The organism is Tepidimonas sp. HKU78 (assembly GCF_049860815.1).
Classification (GTDB): Bacteria; Pseudomonadota; Gammaproteobacteria; order Burkholderiales; family Burkholderiaceae_C; genus Tepidimonas.
Window position 1 is genome coordinate 622501 of the sequence record NZ_CP187547.1, and the last position, 20810, is coordinate 643310.

The 20810-nt window shown below is 69.5% G+C and carries 17 protein-coding genes (1 of these 17 running past the window's edge); 10 read left to right on the plus strand and 7 right to left on the minus strand.

Going from position 1 to position 20810, the window contains the following annotated elements; translation table 11 throughout:
- The 3 genes in view from ACPYIS_RS03075 to ACPYIS_RS03085 are tightly spaced (at most 27 nt apart) and all read left to right on the plus strand, a layout consistent with a single transcriptional unit that may run on beyond the window.
- Nucleotides 1-1506: the 3' portion of an ABC-F family ATP-binding cassette domain-containing protein gene (locus tag ACPYIS_RS03075; RefSeq protein WP_424860113.1), read on the plus strand. It extends 441 nt beyond the left edge of the window; the window shows 1506 of its 1947 coding nt (coding positions 442-1947); its start codon lies off the left edge, out of view; its stop codon occupies nucleotides 1504-1506.
- Nucleotides 1503-2156, plus strand: coding sequence for a LysE family translocator (locus ACPYIS_RS03080; RefSeq protein ID WP_424860112.1), 654 nt, complete (start codon nucleotides 1503-1505; stop codon nucleotides 2154-2156). Before ACPYIS_RS03075 ends, ACPYIS_RS03080 begins: the two co-directional genes overlap by 4 nt.
- Nucleotides 2157-2183: 27 nt before the next feature.
- Complete coding sequence (locus tag ACPYIS_RS03085; RefSeq protein ID WP_424895106.1) at nucleotides 2184-2852, plus strand: histidine phosphatase family protein; 669 nt, start codon at nucleotides 2184-2186, stop codon at nucleotides 2850-2852.
- A gap of 12 nt (nucleotides 2853-2864) precedes the next feature.
- Here ACPYIS_RS03085 and ACPYIS_RS03090 read toward each other — a convergent pair whose 3' ends face one another.
- Nucleotides 2865-3734 carry a creatininase family protein gene (locus tag ACPYIS_RS03090; protein WP_299022277.1) on the minus strand — a complete coding sequence of 290 codons (870 nt, stop codon included), beginning with the start codon at nucleotides 3732-3734 and terminating at the stop codon, nucleotides 2865-2867.
- 26 nt (nucleotides 3735-3760) lie between these two features.
- Nucleotides 3761-5029: an SAM-dependent methyltransferase gene (locus tag ACPYIS_RS03095; protein ID WP_299022275.1), complete on the minus strand. Its 1269-nt coding sequence runs from the start codon at nucleotides 5027-5029 to the stop codon at nucleotides 3761-3763.
- Between the two features lie 175 nt (nucleotides 5030-5204).
- On the opposite strand from ACPYIS_RS03095, the gene ACPYIS_RS03100 reads away from it, so the two are divergent.
- From ACPYIS_RS03100 to priA, 3 genes are all read left to right on the plus strand, one after another.
- Entirely contained in the window at nucleotides 5205-7418 is a 2214-nt protein-coding gene (locus ACPYIS_RS03100) for a protein-disulfide reductase DsbD family protein (RefSeq protein WP_424895105.1), read from the plus strand.
- Between the two features lie 77 nt (nucleotides 7419-7495).
- On the plus strand, nucleotides 7496-8608 hold the full coding sequence (hemE, locus tag ACPYIS_RS03105; protein WP_424895104.1) for a uroporphyrinogen decarboxylase: 1113 nt from the start codon (nucleotides 7496-7498) through the stop codon (nucleotides 8606-8608).
- Nucleotides 8609-8891: 283 nt separating this feature from the next.
- The gene (gene priA, locus ACPYIS_RS03110) at nucleotides 8892-11003 is read left to right on the plus strand and encodes a replication restart helicase PriA (RefSeq protein WP_424895103.1); all 2112 of its coding nucleotides are present in this window, start codon (nucleotides 8892-8894) and stop codon (nucleotides 11001-11003) included.
- Nucleotides 11004-11018: 15 nt separating this feature from the next.
- On the opposite strand, the gene ACPYIS_RS03115 is transcribed toward priA, so the two are convergent.
- A complete protein-coding gene (locus ACPYIS_RS03115; protein WP_299022259.1) occupies nucleotides 11019-11969 on the minus strand; it encodes an AEC family transporter in 951 nt (316 codons plus the stop codon).
- Between the two features lie 117 nt (nucleotides 11970-12086).
- Here ACPYIS_RS03115 and ACPYIS_RS03120 point away from each other — a divergent pair, with 117 nt between their 5' ends.
- From ACPYIS_RS03120 to ACPYIS_RS03130, 3 genes are all read left to right on the plus strand, one after another.
- On the plus strand, nucleotides 12087-14192 hold the full coding sequence (locus ACPYIS_RS03120; RefSeq protein WP_424895102.1) for an ATP-dependent helicase: 2106 nt from the start codon (nucleotides 12087-12089) through the stop codon (nucleotides 14190-14192).
- Between the two features lie 100 nt (nucleotides 14193-14292).
- Nucleotides 14293-14757 (plus strand): molybdopterin-dependent oxidoreductase, encoded by a 465-nt coding sequence (locus ACPYIS_RS03125; RefSeq protein WP_299023091.1) that lies wholly within the window; start codon nucleotides 14293-14295, stop codon nucleotides 14755-14757.
- Nucleotides 14754-16745: a response regulator gene (locus tag ACPYIS_RS03130; protein WP_424860106.1), complete on the plus strand. Its 1992-nt coding sequence runs from the start codon at nucleotides 14754-14756 to the stop codon at nucleotides 16743-16745. The genes ACPYIS_RS03125 and ACPYIS_RS03130 overlap by 4 nt, the downstream gene beginning before the upstream one ends.
- Here the strand turns inward: ACPYIS_RS03130 and ACPYIS_RS03135 are convergent.
- The 4 genes from ACPYIS_RS03135 to def all read right to left on the minus strand — a co-directional run bounded on the left by ACPYIS_RS03135 (nucleotide 16696) and on the right by def (nucleotide 19430).
- Nucleotides 16696-17031: an AzlD domain-containing protein gene (locus ACPYIS_RS03135; protein WP_424860105.1), complete on the minus strand. Its 336-nt coding sequence runs from the start codon at nucleotides 17029-17031 to the stop codon at nucleotides 16696-16698. The two genes, ACPYIS_RS03130 and ACPYIS_RS03135, sit on opposite strands and share 50 nt — an antisense overlap.
- Nucleotides 17024-17818, minus strand: a complete 795-nt coding sequence (locus tag ACPYIS_RS03140; protein WP_424895101.1) for an AzlC family ABC transporter permease — start codon at nucleotides 17816-17818, stop codon at nucleotides 17024-17026. Before ACPYIS_RS03140 ends, ACPYIS_RS03135 begins: the two co-directional genes overlap by 8 nt.
- The gene (fmt, locus tag ACPYIS_RS03145; RefSeq protein WP_424860158.1) at nucleotides 17815-18783 is read right to left on the minus strand and encodes a methionyl-tRNA formyltransferase; all 969 of its coding nucleotides are present in this window, start codon (nucleotides 18781-18783) and stop codon (nucleotides 17815-17817) included. The genes ACPYIS_RS03140 and fmt overlap by 4 nt, the downstream gene beginning before the upstream one ends.
- A 65-nt stretch (nucleotides 18784-18848) precedes the next feature.
- A complete protein-coding gene (gene def, locus ACPYIS_RS03150; protein ID WP_299023095.1) occupies nucleotides 18849-19430 on the minus strand; it encodes a peptide deformylase in 582 nt (193 codons plus the stop codon).
- 201 nt (nucleotides 19431-19631) lie between these two features.
- Between def and ACPYIS_RS03155 the strand changes: the two genes are divergently transcribed.
- Nucleotides 19632-20798, plus strand: a complete 1167-nt coding sequence (locus ACPYIS_RS03155; protein ID WP_424860157.1) for a LysM peptidoglycan-binding domain-containing protein — start codon at nucleotides 19632-19634, stop codon at nucleotides 20796-20798.
- Nucleotides 20799-20810 lie beyond the last annotated feature (12 nt).

A 20810-nucleotide genomic window follows, 5' to 3' on the forward strand; every position in this document is an offset into this window, starting at 1 on the left:
TCGGGTGGCGTGCGCAAGCGCGTGGCGCTGGCGCGGGCACTGGTGGGTCGGCCCGACGTGTTGTTGCTCGACGAGCCGACGAACCACCTGGACATCGATGCAATCGATTGGCTGGCGGAGCAGCTGCTGGCGTTTCGGGGGAGCGTGGTGGTGATCAGCCACGACCGTTATTTTCTGGACCGGGTAGTGACCCGCATCGTGGAGCTGGATCGCGCGCGCTTGCAGTCTTACCCCGGCAACTTCAGCCGTTATGAGGCCCTGAAAACCGAACAGCTGGCCCAAGAAGCCGTGGTGCAGGCCAAGGCCGACCGGCTGCTGGCCCAAGAAGAAGCGTGGATCCGCAAGGGTGTGGAGGCACGCCGCACGCGGGCACAGGCACGCATCGAGCGGTTGCAGCGGCTGCGACGGGCACGCGCCGAGCGGCGCGAGGCGGTCGGCCAGGTGCGGCTGGAGCTGGCGCGCGGACAGGCGAGTGGGCGCCTGGTGGCGGAATTGGAGCGGGTGAGCCTGGCGCTGGGTGAGGGGGCACAGCGCACGACCATCGTGCGTGATTTGTCCTTGACGGTGCTCCGAGGTGACAAGATTGGACTCATCGGCCCCAACGGCGCTGGCAAGACGACACTGTTGCGTCTGTTGCTGGGTGAGTTGGCGCCCGATGCGGGCCAGGTGCGTCTGGGCAGCCAGTTGGCGGTGGCGTATTTCGACCAAATGCGCGACGCGCTGGACCTCGACGCCACGCTGGAAACAGCCATCAGCCCGGGCAGCGACTGGATCGAGTGCGAGGGACGACGCATGCACGTGCGCAGCTACTTGGCCGATTTTTTGTTCTCCCCGGCCCGCGCCCAGAGCCTGGTGCGCTCGTTGTCGGGAGGCGAGCGCAACCGGCTACTGCTGGCGCGGCTGTTCGCGCGACCGGCGAACGTGCTGATGTTGGACGAACCGACCAACGACCTCGACATCGACACGCTGGAGCTGCTCGAGCAGCGATTGGCGGACTATCCCGGCACGGTGTTGCTGGTAAGCCACGACCGGCGCTTTCTGGACGCGGTGGTGACGAGCACGCTGGTGTTCGAGGGCGACGGCTGCTGGCGCGAATACGAAGGCGGAGTGCAAGACTGGATGACGCAGTCGATGCGGCTGCATGGGCGGGTGCCGGTGTGGCCATCGGCCTGGCGGGACGAGGACGCGCCGGGCCGGGCCGAAACGAAGGCGACCGAGACAGCGACCGCACCCCGCGCCGCCTCCACGACGGCGGCTCCCGCCCCGCGCCGCTTGGGTTACAAAGAGCGGCGAGAACTGGAGGCGTTACCGAGACGCATCGATGCACTGGAGGCCGAGCAGCGTGCGATCGAGGCCGAGCTGGCCGACGGCACGCTGTACGGACGTGACCCCCAGCGGGCGCAGACGCTGGCCGAACGGCACGGGGCGATCGAAGCAGCGCTGATGGAGGCGCTGGAGCGCTGGGAAGCCCTGAGTGCGTGCGAGCGCGGTGAGCCCCATCCATGACCTGGAGTGAATTCCTGGCCCTGCTGACGCTGGCCACGGCCACCAGCTTCACACCTGGTCCCAACACCACACTCTCGACCACCCTGGCGGCCAACGGGGGGCTGCGTCGCGCCTTGCCTTTCGTGTGTGCCGTGCCAGTGGGTTGGTCGTTGCTGCTCGCGTTGTGCGCCGCCGGCGTGGGGGCGGTGGTGCTGGCCGTGCCGGCGCTGCGGCTGGGAATCCTCTGGGGCGGGGTCGCTTACCTGCTGTGGCTGGCGTGGCGGCTGGCCGGCGCTTCGACACTGGCACGCGGCGAGTCGGATGCCCTGGCCATCACGTTTTGGCGCGGGGTGAGCCTGCAGTTCTTGAACATCAAGGCCTGGATGCTCGCGCTGTCCATCGTGGCGGGCTGGATCGCGGGACACGCACACGCGTGGCCGCGGTTCTGGCTGGTGCTGCCGGTGATGGTGTTCTATGCTTTTTCAAGCAACCTGACCTATGCGCTGGTGGGCTCGGTACTGCGCGGCTGGCTGGCGGGGCCCGTGGTCGAGGGCCGACCGAGCGGGCGGCGCCTACGGGTTTTCAATCGCGTGATGGCTGCGGCGTTGGTGGTCACGGCGGTGTGGATGGCATCGAGCGGCATGGGTGGCGTCGCTCACGCGACCGGATGACCGGGTGTGGCGACCGACAATGGGCGCATGGGAACGATCCACCTCGTGCGCCACGGGCAGGCTTCTTTCGGCAGCGACGACTACGACCGCCTGAGCGCGTTGGGCTGGCAACAGGGGCGGCGCCTGGGCGAGTATTTTCGCGCGCACGGGATGCGGTTCGACGCGGTGCTGACGGGCACCCTGCGCCGCCACCACGAGACCTGGCAGGCCATTCGAGACGGTGGGCAGATCGAGGGTGAGGCCCAGGTCTGGCCAGGGCTGGACGAGTACGACATCGCCGCGCTGATCGAAGCCCTGAATGCGCCCCCGCCGGGCGACCCGCACACGCCGCAGGGCTACCGAGCGCACTTTCGTCTGCTGCGCGATGCGTTACAGCAATGGATGGCGGGGGTGATCTCGCCGCGCGGCATGCCGACCTACGACACCTTCGTGCGAGAAGCGGTGGCGGTGCTGGCGCATGTGCGCGCCCAGTATGCGGGTGACGTGCTGGTGGTGACCAGCGGCGGCCCCATTGCTACCATCGTCGGGCATTTGGTGGCGGCCTCGCCAGAGGCGACGATCGAGCTCAATCTGCGCATGCGCAACACGAGCGTGACGGAAGTCGCGCACACCCCGAAGCGATGCGCGCTGGTGAGTTTCAACGCACTGCCGCACTTGAGCGAGCCCCAGCATCGCGAGTGGATCACGCACGCGTGAGCGCCGCGCCACTCAGGCGCCGCCTTCCTCCATCGACGGCCCAGCCACCGCCGTGGTGAGAGGCACGGCCATCACTTCCAGCAACAACTGGGCGAGCGACCGACCCGCCGCGGCCACCACCCGCCGACCCCATTCGGCGTCGGCGGCCGTCGCGTTGCCGGCCGCGCCCGCCGGGTGCAGGTCTTGCATTTGCCAAGCGAATTTGGCGCTGCGGCCATTGCCCAGCAGCGGATAGCGCTGGGCACGCTGCTCAGAGGACGAGGCAAAGTCACGCGCCGCCGCCAGCGCCACCCGCTGCGGGGCCATCGCCAGCATGAGTGCCGTCTCCACTTGGCCCGCGTGCACGCCGAAGCGGCGCTCGCGCGCCGACAGATCGGACTGCAGGTCGTGGCCGTCGGCCTCGGTCCATGGCAGGTCGTACCAGTTGACGCCCCACACGAGCACGTCGTGCCGCGCCCGCAGCTCGCGACCGGCCATGTCCATCAACCCCACGTGCCCCCCATGGCCGTTGAAGAAGACGAGCTTGCGCACGCCGGCGCGCGCCACGGACGCGCCGATGTCGCCCAGCAGGGCGAGTGCGGTCGGCGCCGACAGGGTGAGGGTGCCGGGGTAGCGCGCGTGCTCGGGACTCAAGCCCACGGCTTGCGTCGGCAGGGCATAGATCGGCGCGTCGGGTGGCAGGTGGGGGGCAGCGGCCGCCAGCACGGCCTCGGCAATGGCGGTGTCGACCCCGAGCGGTAAATGGGGACCGTGCTGCTCGGTCGCGCCCAGTGGCAACACGGCCACGGTGCGCGCGGGGTCGAGCGCCTGTACCTCCGGCCAGCGCAGGTCGGCCCAGCGCTTCAGGGTCGGGGACGGTGCAGCAGCGGGCGAGACGGACATGGGCCCATCTTAGCCAATCGCGCCGATCAACCGCCCGGCCCGCGCGTTTGGCCCTCGTAGATCCAGCGCCGTGACCACGGCAGCTCCTGCGCGCTGCGGCCCGCGCGCCGGCACAGCACCTGAAAGATCGAGACCTGATCGTGCTCGAACGCCCAGGCGCAGCCCGCCAGATAGACACGCCAGATGCGCCAGGTTTTCTCGGGCACCATCGCGCGCAGGGCATCGCGCTGCGCCTCGAAGGCGCGGCTCCAATGCGTCAGCGTCAGCGCGTAGTGGCGGCGCAGGCTCTCGACGTCGAACGGCTCCAATCCGCCCTCTTGCAGGGTGCGCAGCACCGTGCCGATGTGCGGCAGCTCCCCATGCGGAAAGACGTAGCGATCGATGAAACGGCCACCGCCGTGCGGCGTCTCGCCATCGTGGGGATCGGTGGTAGTGATGCCGTGGTTGAGGCACCAGCCACTGGGCGCCAGTCGGTCGTGGATGATGCGAAAGTACTCCGGCAGATGGCGCAGCCCGACGTGCTCGAACATGCCGACGCTGGTGATGCAGTCGTAGGTACCGTCGACGTCACGATAGTCCTGCAGGCGAATCTCGACCCGGTCGGCAAGCCCGGCAGCGGCCACACGCTCGCGCGCCAGGTCGTACTGCGCCTGCGACAGCGTGATGCCGACACAGCGCGCGCCGAACGCCTGCGCGGCACGCATGACGAGCGCGCCCCAACCGCAACCGATGTCGAGTAAGGTCTGGCCAGGCTGCAACCGCACCTTGGTCAAAATGTGGTCGATCTTTTTGCGCTGCGCGGTGGCCAGGTCCTCGTCGCCCTGCTCGAAATAGGCGCACGAGTAAACCATGGCCGGGTCGAGCCAGCGCGCGTAGAAATCGTTGGAGACGTCGTAGTGGTACTGGATGGCCTCGCGGTCGGAGCGGCGGGTGTGCGTCGTCAACGCCCGCACCCAACGCGAAAGGGCGCCCGGCGTGCGGGACTCTGACTCGGCGCTGGCCGCCACCAGCGTTTGCGCCATGGCGATGACATCCTCGATCGCGCCTTCGACGTCGATACGACCCTCGACATACGCCTCGCCCAGCGTATCCAGGCTGGGGGCCAGCAGCGCGGGCAGTGCCGCGGCATCGCGCACGGTGATGGTCACCCGTGGCTGTTCGAAGTTCCCCAGGTCCCAAAATGGCGCCTCGCCCGCCGCGCCCGCGTCGGTGTGCCAGCGCACACGCAGCGGCAGATCGACGCGCTCGCGCCAGCGGCGCACCCAGCTCTCGATGGTGTGGTCGATGGACAGCATGTCCTCTCCTCGTTCCAACAACACACGTATGGATACGATTTCGCCTGATCATTGTTGAACGAGCGGCCCGAAATGGGAAGCCCCCGGCCGGTATGGGTGGGCGGCGCCTGCAAGCCTGCCGCGACTGCCCGACAATCGGGAACGCTGCACCGACTTTCCGATCATGAGAGGTGACATGACGTCCGCGACCGCCCGCCCCATCGACCCCCTGCGCCCCGTACGCGCGTGGCTGCTGTTTTGGTTGCTGCTGTTTTCGCCTTGGGTGGCCGCACAAGGTGGCTGGTCACTGCCCGGGCGCTCGACCACGCCGACCGCGGTGGCGCAAAGTGAGTATTCGCGCGTCGAGCTGCTGGCGCACGCCCCCGAAGGCGTCGCGCCGGGTCGGCCCTTGTGGTTGGGCCTGCGCATCGAACACGCACCCGAGTGGCACACCTATTGGAAAAACCCGGGTGACTCGGGCCTGCCGATCGAACTCGAGTGGACGTTGCCAGACGGGCTACAGCCGGGTGAGGTGCAGTGGCCCACCCCGCGCAAGTTCCCCATTGGTGAGTTGGCCAATTACGGCTATGACGGCACGCTGCTGCTGCCGGTACCGGTCACCGTGTCGCGCCTCGCGGACGGGCCCACCCTGACCGTGCAAGTGCGCGCCACCTGGCTGATCTGTCGCCGCGAATGCGTGCCGGAGGAGGCGCGGCTGCAGCTGCAAATACCGACGGACCGCCCCCTTACGGAGCACGCGGCCGCCTTCGAGGCGGCGCTCGCGGCCGTGCCGCGCACGATCGAGGGACGCGGCGAGCTGCGCGTGGAGGGCGAGCGGCTGCGGCTGCAGGTGGCGGGATTGCCCCCCGCATGGCGCGGGCAGCGGCTCGAATTTTTTCCGGAGACGGGCAATCTCATCGCACCGGGTGCGCCGTGGGAGCAGCGTTGGGACGGCGATACCTGGCACGCCAGCGTCCCGCTGACGCCCTACCGCAGCGAGGCTCCCGACCGTCTGGCATTCGTGCTGGCGCCACCGGCGCCCCAGCCCCATGGCCTGGCTACAGCGGGTGTGCGGCTCGACTGGCCCGTGGCGGGTCGCTGGCCGCCCGTGGCGCCAGCGCCCGCTGCCACGCCAGCCCTGCCGACGCCCGTGCCCGCCAATCCGCCACCGTCGTCGCTGGGCTTCGCCCTGGCTTTGTTGGGGGCGTTGGTGGGCGGGATGGTGCTCAACCTGATGCCGTGCGTCTTTCCCGTGTTGGCGATCAAGGTCATGGCGTTTCAATCGCACGGCAGCGACGCGCGCGCCCACCGGCTGCGTGGGCTGGCCTACACCGCGGGCGTGGTGTTGTCGTTTCTCGCCCTGGGTGCCGTTTTGCTCGGGCTGCGCACGGCGGGTGAGGCCGTGGGCTGGGGGTTTCAGCTGCAAAACCCCTGGGTCGTCGCTGGCTTGGCCACGCTGTTCACGCTGATCGGCCTCAATCTCGCGGGGGTGTTCCACCTGGGTCAGCTCGCGCCCCCGGGGCTGGCTGGCCTGCAGTTGCGCCATCCGCTGGCCGATGCCTTTTTGACCGGGGTGCTGGCCACCGCGATCGCCTCGCCCTGTACCGCGCCGTTCATGGGGGCGTCGCTGGGGCTGGCGGTGACGCTGCCGGCGGCGCAGGCGCTCAGCGTCTTTGCCGCCCTGGGCCTGGGGATGGCGCTGCCGTATCTGGCGGCCAGCTTCTGGCCTGCGCTGGCACGGCGCCTGCCAAGGCCCGGGCCGTGGATGGAGACGTTCCGGCACGCGATGGCGTTTCCGATGTTCGCCACCGTCGTCTGGCTGCTGTGGGTGCTGGGACAGCAAAGCGGCATCGACGGCGCGGCAGCGCTGCTGGCTCTACTGGTGGCGTTGGCCTTTGCCCTGTGGGCCTGGTCGTTGCGCGGACGCGCGCGCTGGGTACTGGGCAGTGTGGCCGTGGCGCTGCTGGGATGGCTAGGCACCGTCTGGGGCCCGCGCGTCGGGCAGTTGATACCGGCAAATGTGGCCAGCGATGGCACCACCGCGGCCGCCGACGAGGCGCTGGCGGGCGATTTGGTGTGGCAGCCCTGGTCGCCCGAGGCGGTCGAGCGGCTGCTGGCGCGCGGCCAGCCCGTGTTCGTTGACTTTACTGCCGCGTGGTGCGTGACCTGCCAGGTCAACAAAAAAACGACACTGAGCCACCCCGACGTGCTGGCCGACATGCGCGCCAAAGGGGTGCAACTGCTGCGTGCCGACTGGACGCGCTACGACCCCGTCATCACCGCCGAGCTGGCCCGCCTGGGGCGCACCGGGGTGCCGGTCTATGTGCTGCTCGCCCCCGGGCGTGCGCCACGGGTGCTGTCGGAACTGCTGTCGGTACGCGAGGTGCGCGAGGCACTGGCGACGCTGTGACGGCGCCCGCGCCCGGACGCGGAGCCGCGACACGGGATAATGCGGCATCCACCGGCTCCCCATCGCTGCGACCACCCATGCCCTTCGCCCCTTTGCAAAACGACACTTTCCTGCGCGCCTGCCTGGGGCAGGCCACCGAATACACGCCGATTTGGCTGATGCGCCAGGCGGGGCGCTATTTGCCCGAGTACCGGGCCACGCGCGCACGCGCGGGCAGCTTCATGGGGCTAGCGACGAACGTGGACTACGCAACCGAGGTGACGCTGCAGCCCCTGGATCGCTACGCGCTGGATGCGGCGATTTTGTTTTCGGACATTCTGACCGTGCCCGACGCCATGGGCCTGGGGCTGCACTTCGTCAACGGCGAGGGGCCGCGGTTCGAACGTGCCGTGCGCACCGAAGCCGACGTGGCCGCACTGGCCGTGCCCGATATGGAACGCCTGCGGTACGTGTTCGACGCCGTCACCAGCATCCGGCGCGCGCTGGGCGGGCGGGTACCGCTGATCGGATTTTCGGGCAGCCCTTGGACGCTGGCGTGTTATATGGTCGAAGGGGGCGGGTCGGACGATTACCACCACGTCAAGCGCATGCTCTACAGCCGGCCGGATCTGATGCACCGGCTGCTGGCAGTCAACGCCGACGCGGTGGCGCACTATTTGCGCCAGCAGATCGAGGCTGGGGCGCAGGCGGTGATGGTGTTCGACAGCTGGGGTGGGGTGTTGGCCGATGGGGCGTTCCACACCTTCAGCCTCGCCTATACCCGCCGCGTTCTCGAACAACTGCCACGCACGCACGCGGGTCAGGTGATTCCGCGCATCGTCTTCACCAAGGGGGGCGGGCAGTGGCTGGAAGCGATGGCCGAGCTGGACTGTGACGTGCTGGGGCTGGACTGGACGGTCAACCTGGGGGCTGCGCGCCAGCGCGTTGGCGGGGTGCCGGACGGGCCGGGCAAAGCGTTGCAAGGCAATCTGGACCCCGCGGTGCTGCTGGCCACGCCCGAGGCCATCGAGCGCGAGGCCGTGGGCGTGCTGGAATCCTTCGGGCCGCCGCACACCGACCCGAGCCGACGCGGGCCCACCCACATCTTCAACCTGGGACACGGCATCAGCCTGCACACGCCCCCGGAGCACGTGCACGTGCTGGTCGAGACGGTGCATCGCCATTCGCGCCAGATGCGGCAGCGTACTTGACGGCGCGGGTCGCGATTCGTCGGTTGTTATGCACAGATGGCCGCAAGCGGGCCAGCCTGTCCATCGGCAACGGAAACACTTGACAATCCCCCCGAGACCCGACGTAAGTCATTGATATGAAAGCCATTACTGGCCGCCTCTCCGGGGAGTCGAAAAACCGTGGAGTACCGCCACATCAAGGACTTACGCGCAAGATCCGCAGCTTGTCGACAAATTTATCCACACCCTTGACCGCCGATCTGCCCAGTCGCCACAGAGGCACGAGGGGCGCCCCAGAGCCACCATGATCGACCGGGCCGACACTCCCCTGACACCGGTGCGCGTCGATGTGGTCGTCGCAGCGCCCGCCCACAGCGGGTTGGGGCAACGCCTGACCTACGGCTACGAGCGTCCGCTGACGCCGGGCACACTGGTGCGCGTGCCGTTGGGGCGGCGCACCGTGTTGGGCATCGTCTGGGACTGTGCGGACGGCACCGAGGCGGCGCCAGCGGTCACGCCCGATCAGATCCGCCCCATCGGCGAAGTCTGGGACGCCCTGCCCGCGTTGAGCGCCGAGTGGCGCGCCCTGGTGGCGTTTGCGGCCCGCTACTACCAGCGTGCGCTGGGCGAAGTCGCCTTGGCGGCCCTGCCGCCCGCGCTGCGCGACGCGAACAAGGCACAAATCGCGCGGCGCTTGCAGCGGCTGGCGCCCCCCGCAACAGCGCCCGCGCCCGCCGCCGACGGGCCCGCGCTGACCTCGGCGCAGGCCCAGGCGCTGGCGGCCATCGAAAGCAGTGATCGGCCCGTGCTGCTGTTTGGTGCCACCGGCAGCGGCAAAACCGAGGTTTACCTGCAAGCGACGGCGCGTCTGCTGGCGCGCGAGCCGCACGCCCAAGCGCTGGTCTTGGTGCCGGAGATCAACCTGACGCCACAGCTGGAGCAGCGCTTTCGCGCCCGCTTTGGCGACGCGGTGACGACGCTGCACTCACGCTTGACCCCTGCGCAACGCCTGCGGCACTGGTTGGCAGCGCATCTGGGGCACGCACGCATCGTGCTGGGCACGCGCATGGCCATCTTCGCCAGCCTGCCGCGGCTGCGCCTCATCGTGGTGGACGAGGAGCACGACCCCAGCTACAAAAGCCAGGAGGGAGCGCGCTACTCCGCGCGCGATCTGGCCGTGTACCGGGGCCGGCTCGGCGCCGACGCGGGTTGCCGCGTCGTGCTAGGCTCGGCCACCCCCTCGCTAGAGAGCTGGCATGCCGCCGAGCGCGGCCGCTACCGGCGCGTGGACATCAGCGACCGCATGGGCGGGGCCCTGTGGCCCCGGTTGCGGCTGCTCGATCTGCGCCAACAACCGCGCGGCGTGGCGCTGGCGCCGCCCCTGCTGGCCGCCATCGAGGCGCGCCTGGAGCGCGGCGAACAGGCGCTCGTGTTGCTCAACCGGCGGGGCTACGCCCCCGTGATCGCCTGCGCCGACTGCGGCTGGAAGAGCGGCTGCCCGCACTGCAGCGCGCACCTGGTCTACCACAAAGGCGACCGCCACCTGCGCTGCCACCACTGCGGCCACACCGCCCCCGTGCCCCGTGCCTGCCCGGACTGTGGCAACGTGGATTTGGCCCCGCTGGGGCGCGGCACCGAGCAGCTCGAAGAGCAGTTGATCGCCGCGCTGAGCCACCTGCGGCGGCCCGACGGCACACCGGTGCGTGTCGGTCGGCTCGATGCCGACACGGCGCGCGCCGCAGGTGCGCTCGAGCGCACGCTGGCGGCGGTGCACGCGGGTGACGTCGATGTGTTGGTCGGCACGCAAATGATCGCCAAAGGGCATGACTTCCGGCGCATCACCCTGGTGGCCAGCGTCAACACCGACGGCGCCCTGTTTGCCAGCGACTGGCGCGCGCCGGAGCGGCTGTTTTCGCTGCTCATGCAGGCCGCGGGGCGCGCGGGGCGCGACGCCGCGTTCGTGGCGGCCCACAACAGCGCGGTGGAGCTGTGGGTGCAGACCGCCTACCCCGAACACCCCCTGTTTGCGGCACTGGCCCGGCACGACTATGCCGCCTTCGCCGCGCAACAGCTCGAAGAGCGGCGCATCGCCGGCATGCCCCCCTTCAGCCACCAGGCGCTGCTGCGCGCCGAGGCACGGCAGCTCGACGCGGCCCTGGCCTGGCTGCGCCGCGCCGCCGAGGCAGCGCACGACCTGCCTGGACGCGCCCACGTGACCCTCTATGCACCGGTGCCGATGACGCTGACGCGCGTGGCCGGCATCGAACGCGCACAACTGCTGCTCGAGAGCCCCCGGCGCAGCGCCCTGCAGGCCCTGCTGACCGCCTGGATGCCGCGCCTGCAAGGCCTGCGCGGCCATGCCGACACGCGCGGCCTGGTGCGCTGGGCCATCGACGTCGATCCGCTCAGCTTCTGACGGCGCGCCTGCCGCTCAGCGCAAGGCGGCCACCGCCGCCGAAAAGGTCAGAAATGCCAGCGCGGTGGACACGAGGATGATGCGCGCGATGCGGCCATTGTCGGCCCCCATGCGCTCGGCCAGCAGCGAGACATTGCTGGCGCTGGGCAGCGCCGCCACCAGCACCATGACCGTCAGCGCCGTCGGCTGCAGCGGCGCCCCCAGCTGGATGGCCGCCGCGCCCACCAACAACACCAGCAGCGGGTGCAACAGCAGTTTGACCAGCGCCAGCGGCACGTAGTCGCGCCACGGCATCGGGTGATCGGCCTGCATCTGCGAGCGCGCCAGCACCGCCCCGATGGTAAACAGCGCCACCGGGCTGGCCGCGTCCGCCAGCAGCCCCACGGTCTGGTCGAGCGGCCGCGGCAGTGCCACCTGCCACGCCGACGCCAGCGCCCCCAGGCCAATGGCCCACGGCATGGGGTTGCGCGCCACCCCCAGCAGCGCCTGCCGCAACGCCGCGCGCGCACCGCCCTCGCCCGCATCCAGCCGGGACAGCGCAATGCACAGCGAGCTGGTGATGACCATGTCCACCACGATGACCACGATCACCGTGCCCACGGCCGCGGGCCCCAGCAGCGCGGCGATCAGCGGCACCCCCATGAAGCCCGAGTTGGGAAACGCCGCCACCAACGCGCCGAAGGCGGCGTCGTTCCAGCCGATGCGCCCCCCCCACGTCACCGCCACCGCAAAACCCACCACGGCCAGCGCACACAGCAACCACACCCCGGCCACCGCGCCGTCGAGCAGCTGCGCGATCGGCGTCGACGCGCCAAAGCGGTACAACATGGCCGGCAGCGCAAAATACAGCACGAAACCGTTGAGCCCGGGAATCGCCTCCAGCGGCAGCCAGCGCCGCCGCGCGGCCAAGTAGCCAGCGGCGACCAGCGCAAAAAAGGGAAAGGTGACCAGCAAGATGGCGCCCATGAACGGCGATGGTAACGGGCGGCGCGGCCTGGCGCTGTCACCCCGCTATCATTCGCCCCTTCCCATCCCCGCGGCGCCTCTGTCCTGGCGGCCGCGTTTTCGCGTCCAGTGCCGTCGATGCACGACACCCTCAACCCCGCCCAACTCCAAGCCGTGCACCATCTGCACGGCCCCTCGCTCGTGCTGGCGGGCGCTGGCTCGGGCAAAACGCGCGTCATCACGCACAAAATCGCGCGTCTGATCCAAGCCGGACTGGCACCCGAGCGCATCGCCGCCATCACCTTCACCAACAAGGCCGCGGCCGAAATGCGCGAGCGCGCCCGCGCCCTCGTCGGCAAGGCGGCCCAGGGCGTGCTGCTGTGCACCTTCCACGCGCTGGGCGTGCGCATCTTGCGCGAAGACGGTGCCGCCATCGGGCTCAAACCCCAGTTTTCCATTCTGGACACCGACGACATCGTCGGCATCCTGAAAGACTGCGGCGGCACCACCGACAGCACCACCGCGCGCCACTGGCAGTGGCGCATCAGCCAGTGGAAAGGCGCCGGGGTGGACGCCAACGCGGCCCTGGCGCAAGCGCGTGACGAGAGCGAGCGGCATATCGCCCGAGTGATGGCACGCTACCAGGAACGGCTCGCCGCCTATCAGGCGGTCGACTTCGACGACCTGATCGGACTGCCGCTGAAGCTGCTGCAACAGTGCCCCGAGGCGCGGATGCGCTGGCAGCAGCGGCTGGGCCACGTGCTGGTCGATGAGTACCAGGACACCAGCGCGATGCAGTACGAGCTGCTCAAAGTGCTGGTGGGCCACGGCGAGCGGCCCGACCCGCGCCTGACCTGCGTCGGCGACGACGACCAATCCATCTACGGCTGGCGCGGCGCCACGCTGGACAATCTGCGGCGCCTGCCGCAAGACTTTCCCAACCTGGCGATCATCAAGCTGGAGCAAAACTACCGCTCCACCAACGCCATCCTGCGCGCGGCCAATGCGGTCATCGGCCCCAACCCCAAGCTGTTTCCCAAAACGCTGTGGAGCGCGCTGGGTGAGGGTGAACCCGTGCGCGTGCTCGCCTGCGACCACGAAGAGCACGAAGCCGAGCGCGCCGTGGCGCGCATCCAGGGCCTGCGCGCACAAGGCGCGGCGTGGCGCGACTGTGCCATCCTGTACCGCGCCAACCACCAATCGCGCGCGTTCGAAGTCGCACTGCGGCGCGCGGGCGTGCCGTACAAGGTCTCGGGCGGGACGAGCTTTTTCGACCGCGCCGAAATCAAGGATTTGTGCGCCTGGCTGCGCCTGCTGGCCAACGAGGACGACGACCCGGCCTTCCTGCGCGCCATCACCACGCCCCGGCGCGGCATCGGCCACCAAACCCTGGCCCAGCTCGGGCAAGTGGCCAGCGGGCTGCGCCTGAGCCTGTTCGAGACCCTGTCGTCCCCCCTGCTGCAGGCCAGCGTCGGCGCCAAGGCGCTGGCGGCGCTGCACGAATTCGGGCGCTGCGTCAACGAACTGCAATTCCGTGCCCGGCACGCCGTCGGGCACGAGGCGGCGCGCGCGGTGCTGATGCAGTGGCTCACCGACATCGGCTACGAGCGCCACCTGCACGACCACGCCGACAGCCCGCAACAGGCGCAGACGCGCTGGGGCCATGTGCTGGACTTCATCGACTGGATGGTGCAACGCTGCGGCGGGCAGATCGACGACACGGGCAGCGCCAGCGGCGAGGCGCGCGCGCCGCGCCCGCTGCTGGAAGTGGCGCAGACGGTGGCACTCATCAGCACGCTGTCCGAACGCGAGCAAGACCAAGACGTGGTGACGCTGTCGACCCTGCACGCCGCCAAAGGGCTGGAATGGCCCCATGTCATGCTGGCCGGCGTCAACGAAGGGCTGCTGCCTTTCAAGCCCGACGCCGATGACGATGCGCAGCAGCTCGCCGCACGCATCGAGGAAGAGCGCCGCCTGATGTATGTCGGCATCACGCGCGCCCAGCGCACGCTGGTGGTCAGTTGGCTCAAGCAGCGCAAACAAGGGCGCGAGCGCGTCACCGCGCAGCCCAGCCGCTTCATTGCCGAAATGCAGCTCGACCCCGCCACCACGCAAGAGGACCCGCGCGCCAAGCTGCGTGCCCTGCGCGAGGAGTTTGCCGCGCGCGCGGCAGCCCAGGGCTCGGGTGGTACCAGCGCCCCGCCACAAAGCCGCCCCATTGGCGCGCCGCGTGCCTTGTCGTAAGATCCTGACAAATCTGAAAATACCGGGGGCTGCAGTTCGTATGGTTTTTTCTATTTCACGCAGATCTGTGGCGCTCGCGCTGACGGCCGTCGTGTGCGGCATGGCCACCGTCGCGCACGCCCAAGCGTCGTTGCCAGCGCCCAAAGACCGCGTCGTGTTGACCCTGGGGGGGCAGATCGGCGTGCGCAACCACGGCTCGCACGCCGCGTTCGACATGGCCATGTTGGAGGCATTGCCCCAACACACCTTCACCACCCGCACGCCGTGGGACGATCAACCGGTCACCTTCCGCGGCCCGCGCCTGCGCGATGTACTGGCCGCCGTCCGTGCCGAAGGACGGCAGCTGCGCGCCACGGCGCTCAATGACTACCGTGTCGTGATCCCGTTCGAGGACGCCCAGCGCCACGACGTCATCATCGCCACCCGCAAAAACGGGGTGCCGATGGCGGTGCGCGACAAGGGCCCCCTGTTCATCGTCTATCCCTTCGACCGCGACCCTGCGCTCAAGGACCTGCGCTACTACGAGCGCTCGATCTGGCAGCTCAAGGCGATCGACGTGGAATGAATCCGACCCCTGCGGCCCCGACCGCCGCCACTACCGCCAGCGCCGAAGGGCGCCGGTTTTTGTGGTGGGTCGCGCTCACCACCACCGTGTTGGCGGCAGGTTTGGCGGTGCTGCTCGGGGTCTTTTTGCAGCAGTCCCGCTCGGCCGAGGAATCGGCGCAGCTGCAGGCCGATTCGCTCACGGCGCTGGCCTTTCAGCACGAACGGGAGTTTTTGCGCCTGCGCAGCGCCCTCACGCAAGCCCTACGGGGCCGCTCGCCCCCCGACTGGGATGCGGTCGTGTTGCGGCACGAAATCTACGCCAGCCGTGTCGCCCTGCTGGCCGAAAACCCCTCCATCGAGCCCCTGCGCCAGCTGCCTGCGTACCAGCAGCTGATGCCGCGTCTGCACCAACTGGTGCAAACCCTGGACGCCGCGCTGCCGGCAACCGATGGGCCACGCTTGGACGAGGCGCTGCAGCAAATGGACGCGCTGGGCCCGGAGGTGCAAGCCCTGACACTGACCGCCGATCGGCTGGTCAGCGAGCGGGTCGCTGCCAAGCTGCACGAGGTGCGACGCCTGCGCGGCTATGTCATTTGGCTAATGGCGGCCCAGGTACTGGTGCTGCTATTGGCGGCCCTCGCGCTGTGGCAGCGGCAGCGCCGGCAAACCCAAGAGCGCAGAGCGCTCGAAGCCCTCAACACCGCCTTGGCCCGCGCGCGCGACGAGGCGCAAGCCGCCAGCCGTATCAAGAGCCAGTTTCTGGCCAACATGAGCCATGAGCTGCGCACCCCGTTCAACGGCATGCTCGGCATGCTGGACCTGCTGGCCGACAGCCCGCTGACGCCCGCCCAGCGCGATCTTCTGCAGACCGCGCGCGCATCGGCCGGGCATCTGCTGGCGCTGCTCAACGACATCCTGGATCTGTCGGCGCTCGATGCCGGCCAGCTGCGCATCCAGCCCGAACCCGTGGATCTACCAGAGCTGGTTCGCCACGTGCACCGCTGGTTGCAACCCCAAGCCGAGCGCAAGGGGATCGAGCTGGGCCTGTCGATCGACGACGGTGGCACCCCGTGGGTGCTCGCCGATGCGACACGCGTGCGGCAAATCTTGCTCAACCTGCTGGGCAACGCCATCAAATTCACCGACCGTGGCCGGGTCGATCTCACGGTGCGCGCGGAATCGGTACCCGGTCGCGAACCACGGGTGCGCTGGAGGGCCGTGGTGCGCGACACGGGCATCGGCATGGACGCGTCGACCCTGTCGCGGCTGTTTCAACGGTTTCAGCAGGCGGACCCCTCGATCACGCGCCGCTACGGCGGCAGTGGGCTCGGGCTGGACATCTCGCGCACGCTGGCACGCCTGATGGGCGGCGACGTGCAGGTCGAAAGCCAGCCGGGGGCAGGCTCCACCTTCACGGCCACCTGGGTGACGCCGATCGCTGCACCTGAAACCACGCCATCCGACTTTGCCGTCACACAAACGCCCGGCTGGATGGACGGACCGCCGCCTGCCGAGGCGGTGCCCGGGCAGGCCGGCGCCGAACTCCCCGCCCCGCCCCCGACCGCGCCGCACGGCAGCGGCTGGCGCGTGCTGGTGGCCGAAGACCACCCGGTCAATCGCAAGGTCATCGGCCTATTGCTGGACAAAATGGGGCATCGCGTCGACTTCGCCGAGGATGGACAGCAAGCACTGCAGCAGGCGGCCGAACACGACTACGACGTCATCCTGATGGACATTCACATGCCCGGCATGGACGGGCTGCAGGCCTCGCGACAGATCCGTGCCCTGCCGGGGCCGCGCGGTCAGGTCCCCATCATCGCGCTGACGGCCGACGTCATGGACGACGCGCAGCAGCGGGCACAGGCCGCCGGCATGAACGGATTTTTGGCCAAGCCGGTGCAGCGCCCCGCCCTTGAGGCTGCGATGGCGCGCTGCATCGCCGCCCCCCGTGCCGCGCCTACCACCCCAGCCCCAAGTGCAGCGGCAGATACACCGCCATGCCCGTGACGATCGTCCCCAGCACTCCCCGGTGCCAGAAGAACCAACCCGCGCCGGCCACCGCCGCGTACAGGCGAGCATCCTGCCAGGTGTGGATGAGCTGGCCGTTTTGCATCACCACCTCGGGCACGACGACCGCCGCCAACGCCGCGATGGGCGCGTACTGCAGTCCCCGCTCGGCCCAGTGGGGCAGGCGCCACGGACGATCCGACAGGAAGAAAAACCCGCGCGTCACCACCGTGATCGCGCCCAGCGCGACAAACGTCAACAGCCGATAGGGATCGACGTCACCCATGACCGCCCTGCGCAGGAATGGCCGATCCGCGCAGCCAGCGCGGGCCGTGCGCCTCGGCGACCAGACACACGGCGACCGCTGCCGCGATCGCCACCACGATGTGCAGCTTGAGCGGCAACGCCCACGCCGCCACCGCCGCCGAACCCGCTACCACCGCCGACAACACGCGCAGCCGGGTGCTCGCCAGTGAACACGCCACCCCCAACAGCGCCAGAATCCCTGCAAACCCCAACCCCCATTCCAGCGGGATGGCGTGCGCCAGACCGATGCCGATAACGCTGGCCGTCATCCAAAACGCATAGTTGACCGCGCAGCTGCCCGCCAGGTAGGCTTCCTGATCGAGTCGCTCGTCGTCCGTGCGCCCCGGGTGGGGATAGCGGTGGGCAAAGAACACGTAGCTCAAATCCCCCGTGAGGTAGCCGGTCAGCAGCCGCTGCCCGCGCGGCAGATGGGCCAGATACGGGCGCAGATGAGCAGAAAACACCACGAAGCGCAGGTTGACGCAAAACGCCGCCGCCAGAATCACCCACAACGGCGCGTCGGCCACGATCAATGGCACGGCGGTGAGCTGCGCACTGCCGGCATAGACGAGCGCGGTCATCCACAGGGCCTCTGGTGCGCTCAGGCCCGACTGCACCATGGCCACCCCCGTCATCAACCCCCACGCCCCGATACCCGTGGCGGCGCTGAGCAATTCGCGCGCGCCGGTCGCGAAAGCGGCACGCCGCCACAACGCGGGATTGAGAAACCCCGCCCGCCAAAACGCGCTCGCGCCCGACGCGCTCACGCACCCTCCCCCAGCCGCACCCCAGCACGCAGCGGCGCGCCGCGCAAAAAGTCGCGCACCGGCAAGCGCCGGCCACCGGCGCGTTGCACCTCGGTCAGCACCAGCACCCCGTCGCCGGTCTGCACACGGATGCCGTGGTCATCAGCCGCCACCACCGTGCCCGGTGCGGTCGGCGACACGGCGAACGCAATCTCTGCCTGTGCACGCCACACCTTCAGTGGCGTACCGTCGAGCACGGTCACCGCGCCTGGGGTGGGATCGAATGCCCGCACGCGCCGCGCCAGCACCGCTGCCGGCTGCCGCCAGTCGAGCACTGCCTCGGCCTTGTCGATCTTGTGCGCATAGGTCACGCCCTGCGCGGGTTGCGGGCGCCGTGGCAATGGCCCCGCCTCGGCGGCCTGCAGCGCCTGCACCACCAGCTGCGCCCCCAAAGCGGCCAGCCGGTCATGCAGCTGTCCGGCGCTCTCGTGCGCCCCGATGGGCAGCGCCTGCATCGCCACGATGTCGCCGGTATCCAAGCCCTCGTCCATCTGCATCAGCGTGATGCCGGTTTCGGCGTCACCCGCTTCGATGGCGCGCTGGATCGGCGCCGCGCCGCGCCAGCGCGGCAACAGCGAGGCGTGGATATTCAAGCAGCCCAACCGCGGCAAATCCAATACCCAGCGCGGCAGGATCAATCCGTAGGCGGCCACCACCAACACGTCGGGACGCGCGGTCAGCAGCGCGTCGCGCGCCGCGGCGGCGTCTTCGGCCCAACGGCCATCGAGCCGCAACCCGCGCGGCTGCGCGAGCGGCCAACCGTGCTTTAGCGCCAAGGTCTTGACGGGAGAGGGTTGCAGCTTCAGGCCGCGCCCGGCGGGACGGTCCGGCTGCGTCAACACCAGCGCCATGGGGTAGCCCGCTTGGGCGATCGCCGCCAGCGCCACCGCGGCAAAGTCGGGGGTGCCGGCAAAGGCCACGCGCAATGGCCTCGCCCCGGTTCCCCGGTCACCCCCCTGGCCACTGGCGGGATCGGTTACCACGGGCGCGGTCAAAGCCGCGCCTCCGCCGCCTCGCGCCGAGCCCGCGCCGGGGACCGGACGGGTCCGTCGGACCGCGCGGCCTCACGAGCGGCCTTGATCAGCTTGGTTTTGATGCGCTCGCGTTTCAGCGGCGACAAGTATTCGACGAACACCTTGCCCTGCAGGTGATCCATCTCGTGCTGGATGCACACGGCCAGCAGTCCCTCGGCGTCGATGACGCGGCTCACCCCATGCTCGTCGAGCGCGCGCACCCGCACCGCGACCGAGCGCTCGACCCCGTCATAGATACCCGGCACCGACAGACAGCCCTCCTCGCCGCGGCGCTTCTCTTCGCTGGCCCACTCGATTTCGGGGTTGATCAGCACCAGCGGCTGGTTGCGCTCCTCGCTGACATCGATGACGACGATGCGCTCGTGGATGTCCACCTGCGTGGCCGCCAGTCCGATGCCATTGGCCGCATACATGGTGGCAAGCATGCGAGGGATGATGGCGCGCACCCGATCGTCCACGGCCGCCACGGGCCGTGCAACCGTGTGCAAGCGCGGGTCGGGGTACCGCAAAATGGGCAGGAGTTCGACGGTGGTATTCATGTTCATGGGCGAATGTCGGTATTTTCGCCACTTTTGCCGCGAAAGACCAGTCGGTCGGCAGCGATGCCATTGCCAGAAGTGGGGGCAGCCCGCACAATCGCAAGGGAGGAAATGCGATCCATGAAACCCCAGCGCCCCCTAATTTGGTTCCGCGCGCCCGCGACCCATGCCCGTCTGCACCGCAAGGCCCAGTGGCGACCCATGCTCGCCGCGGTCGCGATCGGCCTGGCTGGTAGCGCGGCCGTGGCCGCGCCCCCCTACCCCATCACCCCCCAGCAGCGCAGCACCGCGCAGCAGGTCGCCCAAGCGGGGGTGCCGTTGGCCGAACTGGCGCCCAACGCGCCCGAGCGCTACACCGTCAAGCGCGGTGACACGCTGTGGGACATCTCCGCACTCTATCTCAAACGCCCGTGGCGCTGGCCCGAGCTGTGGGGCATGAACCTGCAGCAGATCCGCAACCCGCACCTGATCTACCCGGGCCAAGTGCTGGTGCTCACGCGCGTGGGCGATCGCGCCGTGCTGCAGCTCGCCTCGGACGAGCCCCCCACGCTCAAACTCTCCCCGCGCGTTCGGGCGGAGCGCATCGACGACGGCAGCATTCCGGCGCTGCCGCCGGGCGCCATCGAACCGTTCCTCACCGACGTCGAAGTGGTGGACGAACAAGCGCACCAGCGCGCCCCGCGCATCGTCGCCGGCCCGGAAGCGCGCGTGCTGCTCGGCCCCGGAGACCGCGCCTATGCGCGCGGCCAGGTCGGGCCCAGCGCGGCGCTGTCGGGCGACGCCCTGGAGGCGTCACGCGAACGCCCACGGTTGCTCGCGATCTACCGCAATGCCACTGCGCTCAAAGACCCGGAGACCGGCGAGGTACTGGGCTACGAGGCGATGGCCGTGGGTCGTGCCCAATTGGTGCGCAGCGAGCGCAACGGCGAAGGCCCGGACGGCCAGCCCGCGCTCGTGCCCGCCACCGTCGACATCCTGACCGCGCGCGAGGAAGTGCGCATCGGTGACCGGCTGCTGCCCCCGACGGCTCGGGAAAGCCGCGCCTACGTGCCCCATGCCCCTGGGCAACCGGTGCAGGGCCAGATCGTCAAAGTGCACGGCGATGCAGTACGGTTCGCAGGCCAGAATCAGGTCGTCGTGCTCAACCGCGGCCGGGAACATGGGCTGGAAGTGGGGCACGTGTTGGCGCTGCTGAAGGCGCGCACGCAGGTCACGGACAAAACCGACGACGCCCGCCCGAGCCTGCTGTTGCCGGGTGAGCGCAACGGCTTGATGATGGTGTTTCGCACCTTCGACCGCGTGGCCTACGCACTCGTGCTGCAGATCACCGACGGCGTCCAGATTGGCGATCGGTTCGTCAACCCCTGATCGACGGCGGAA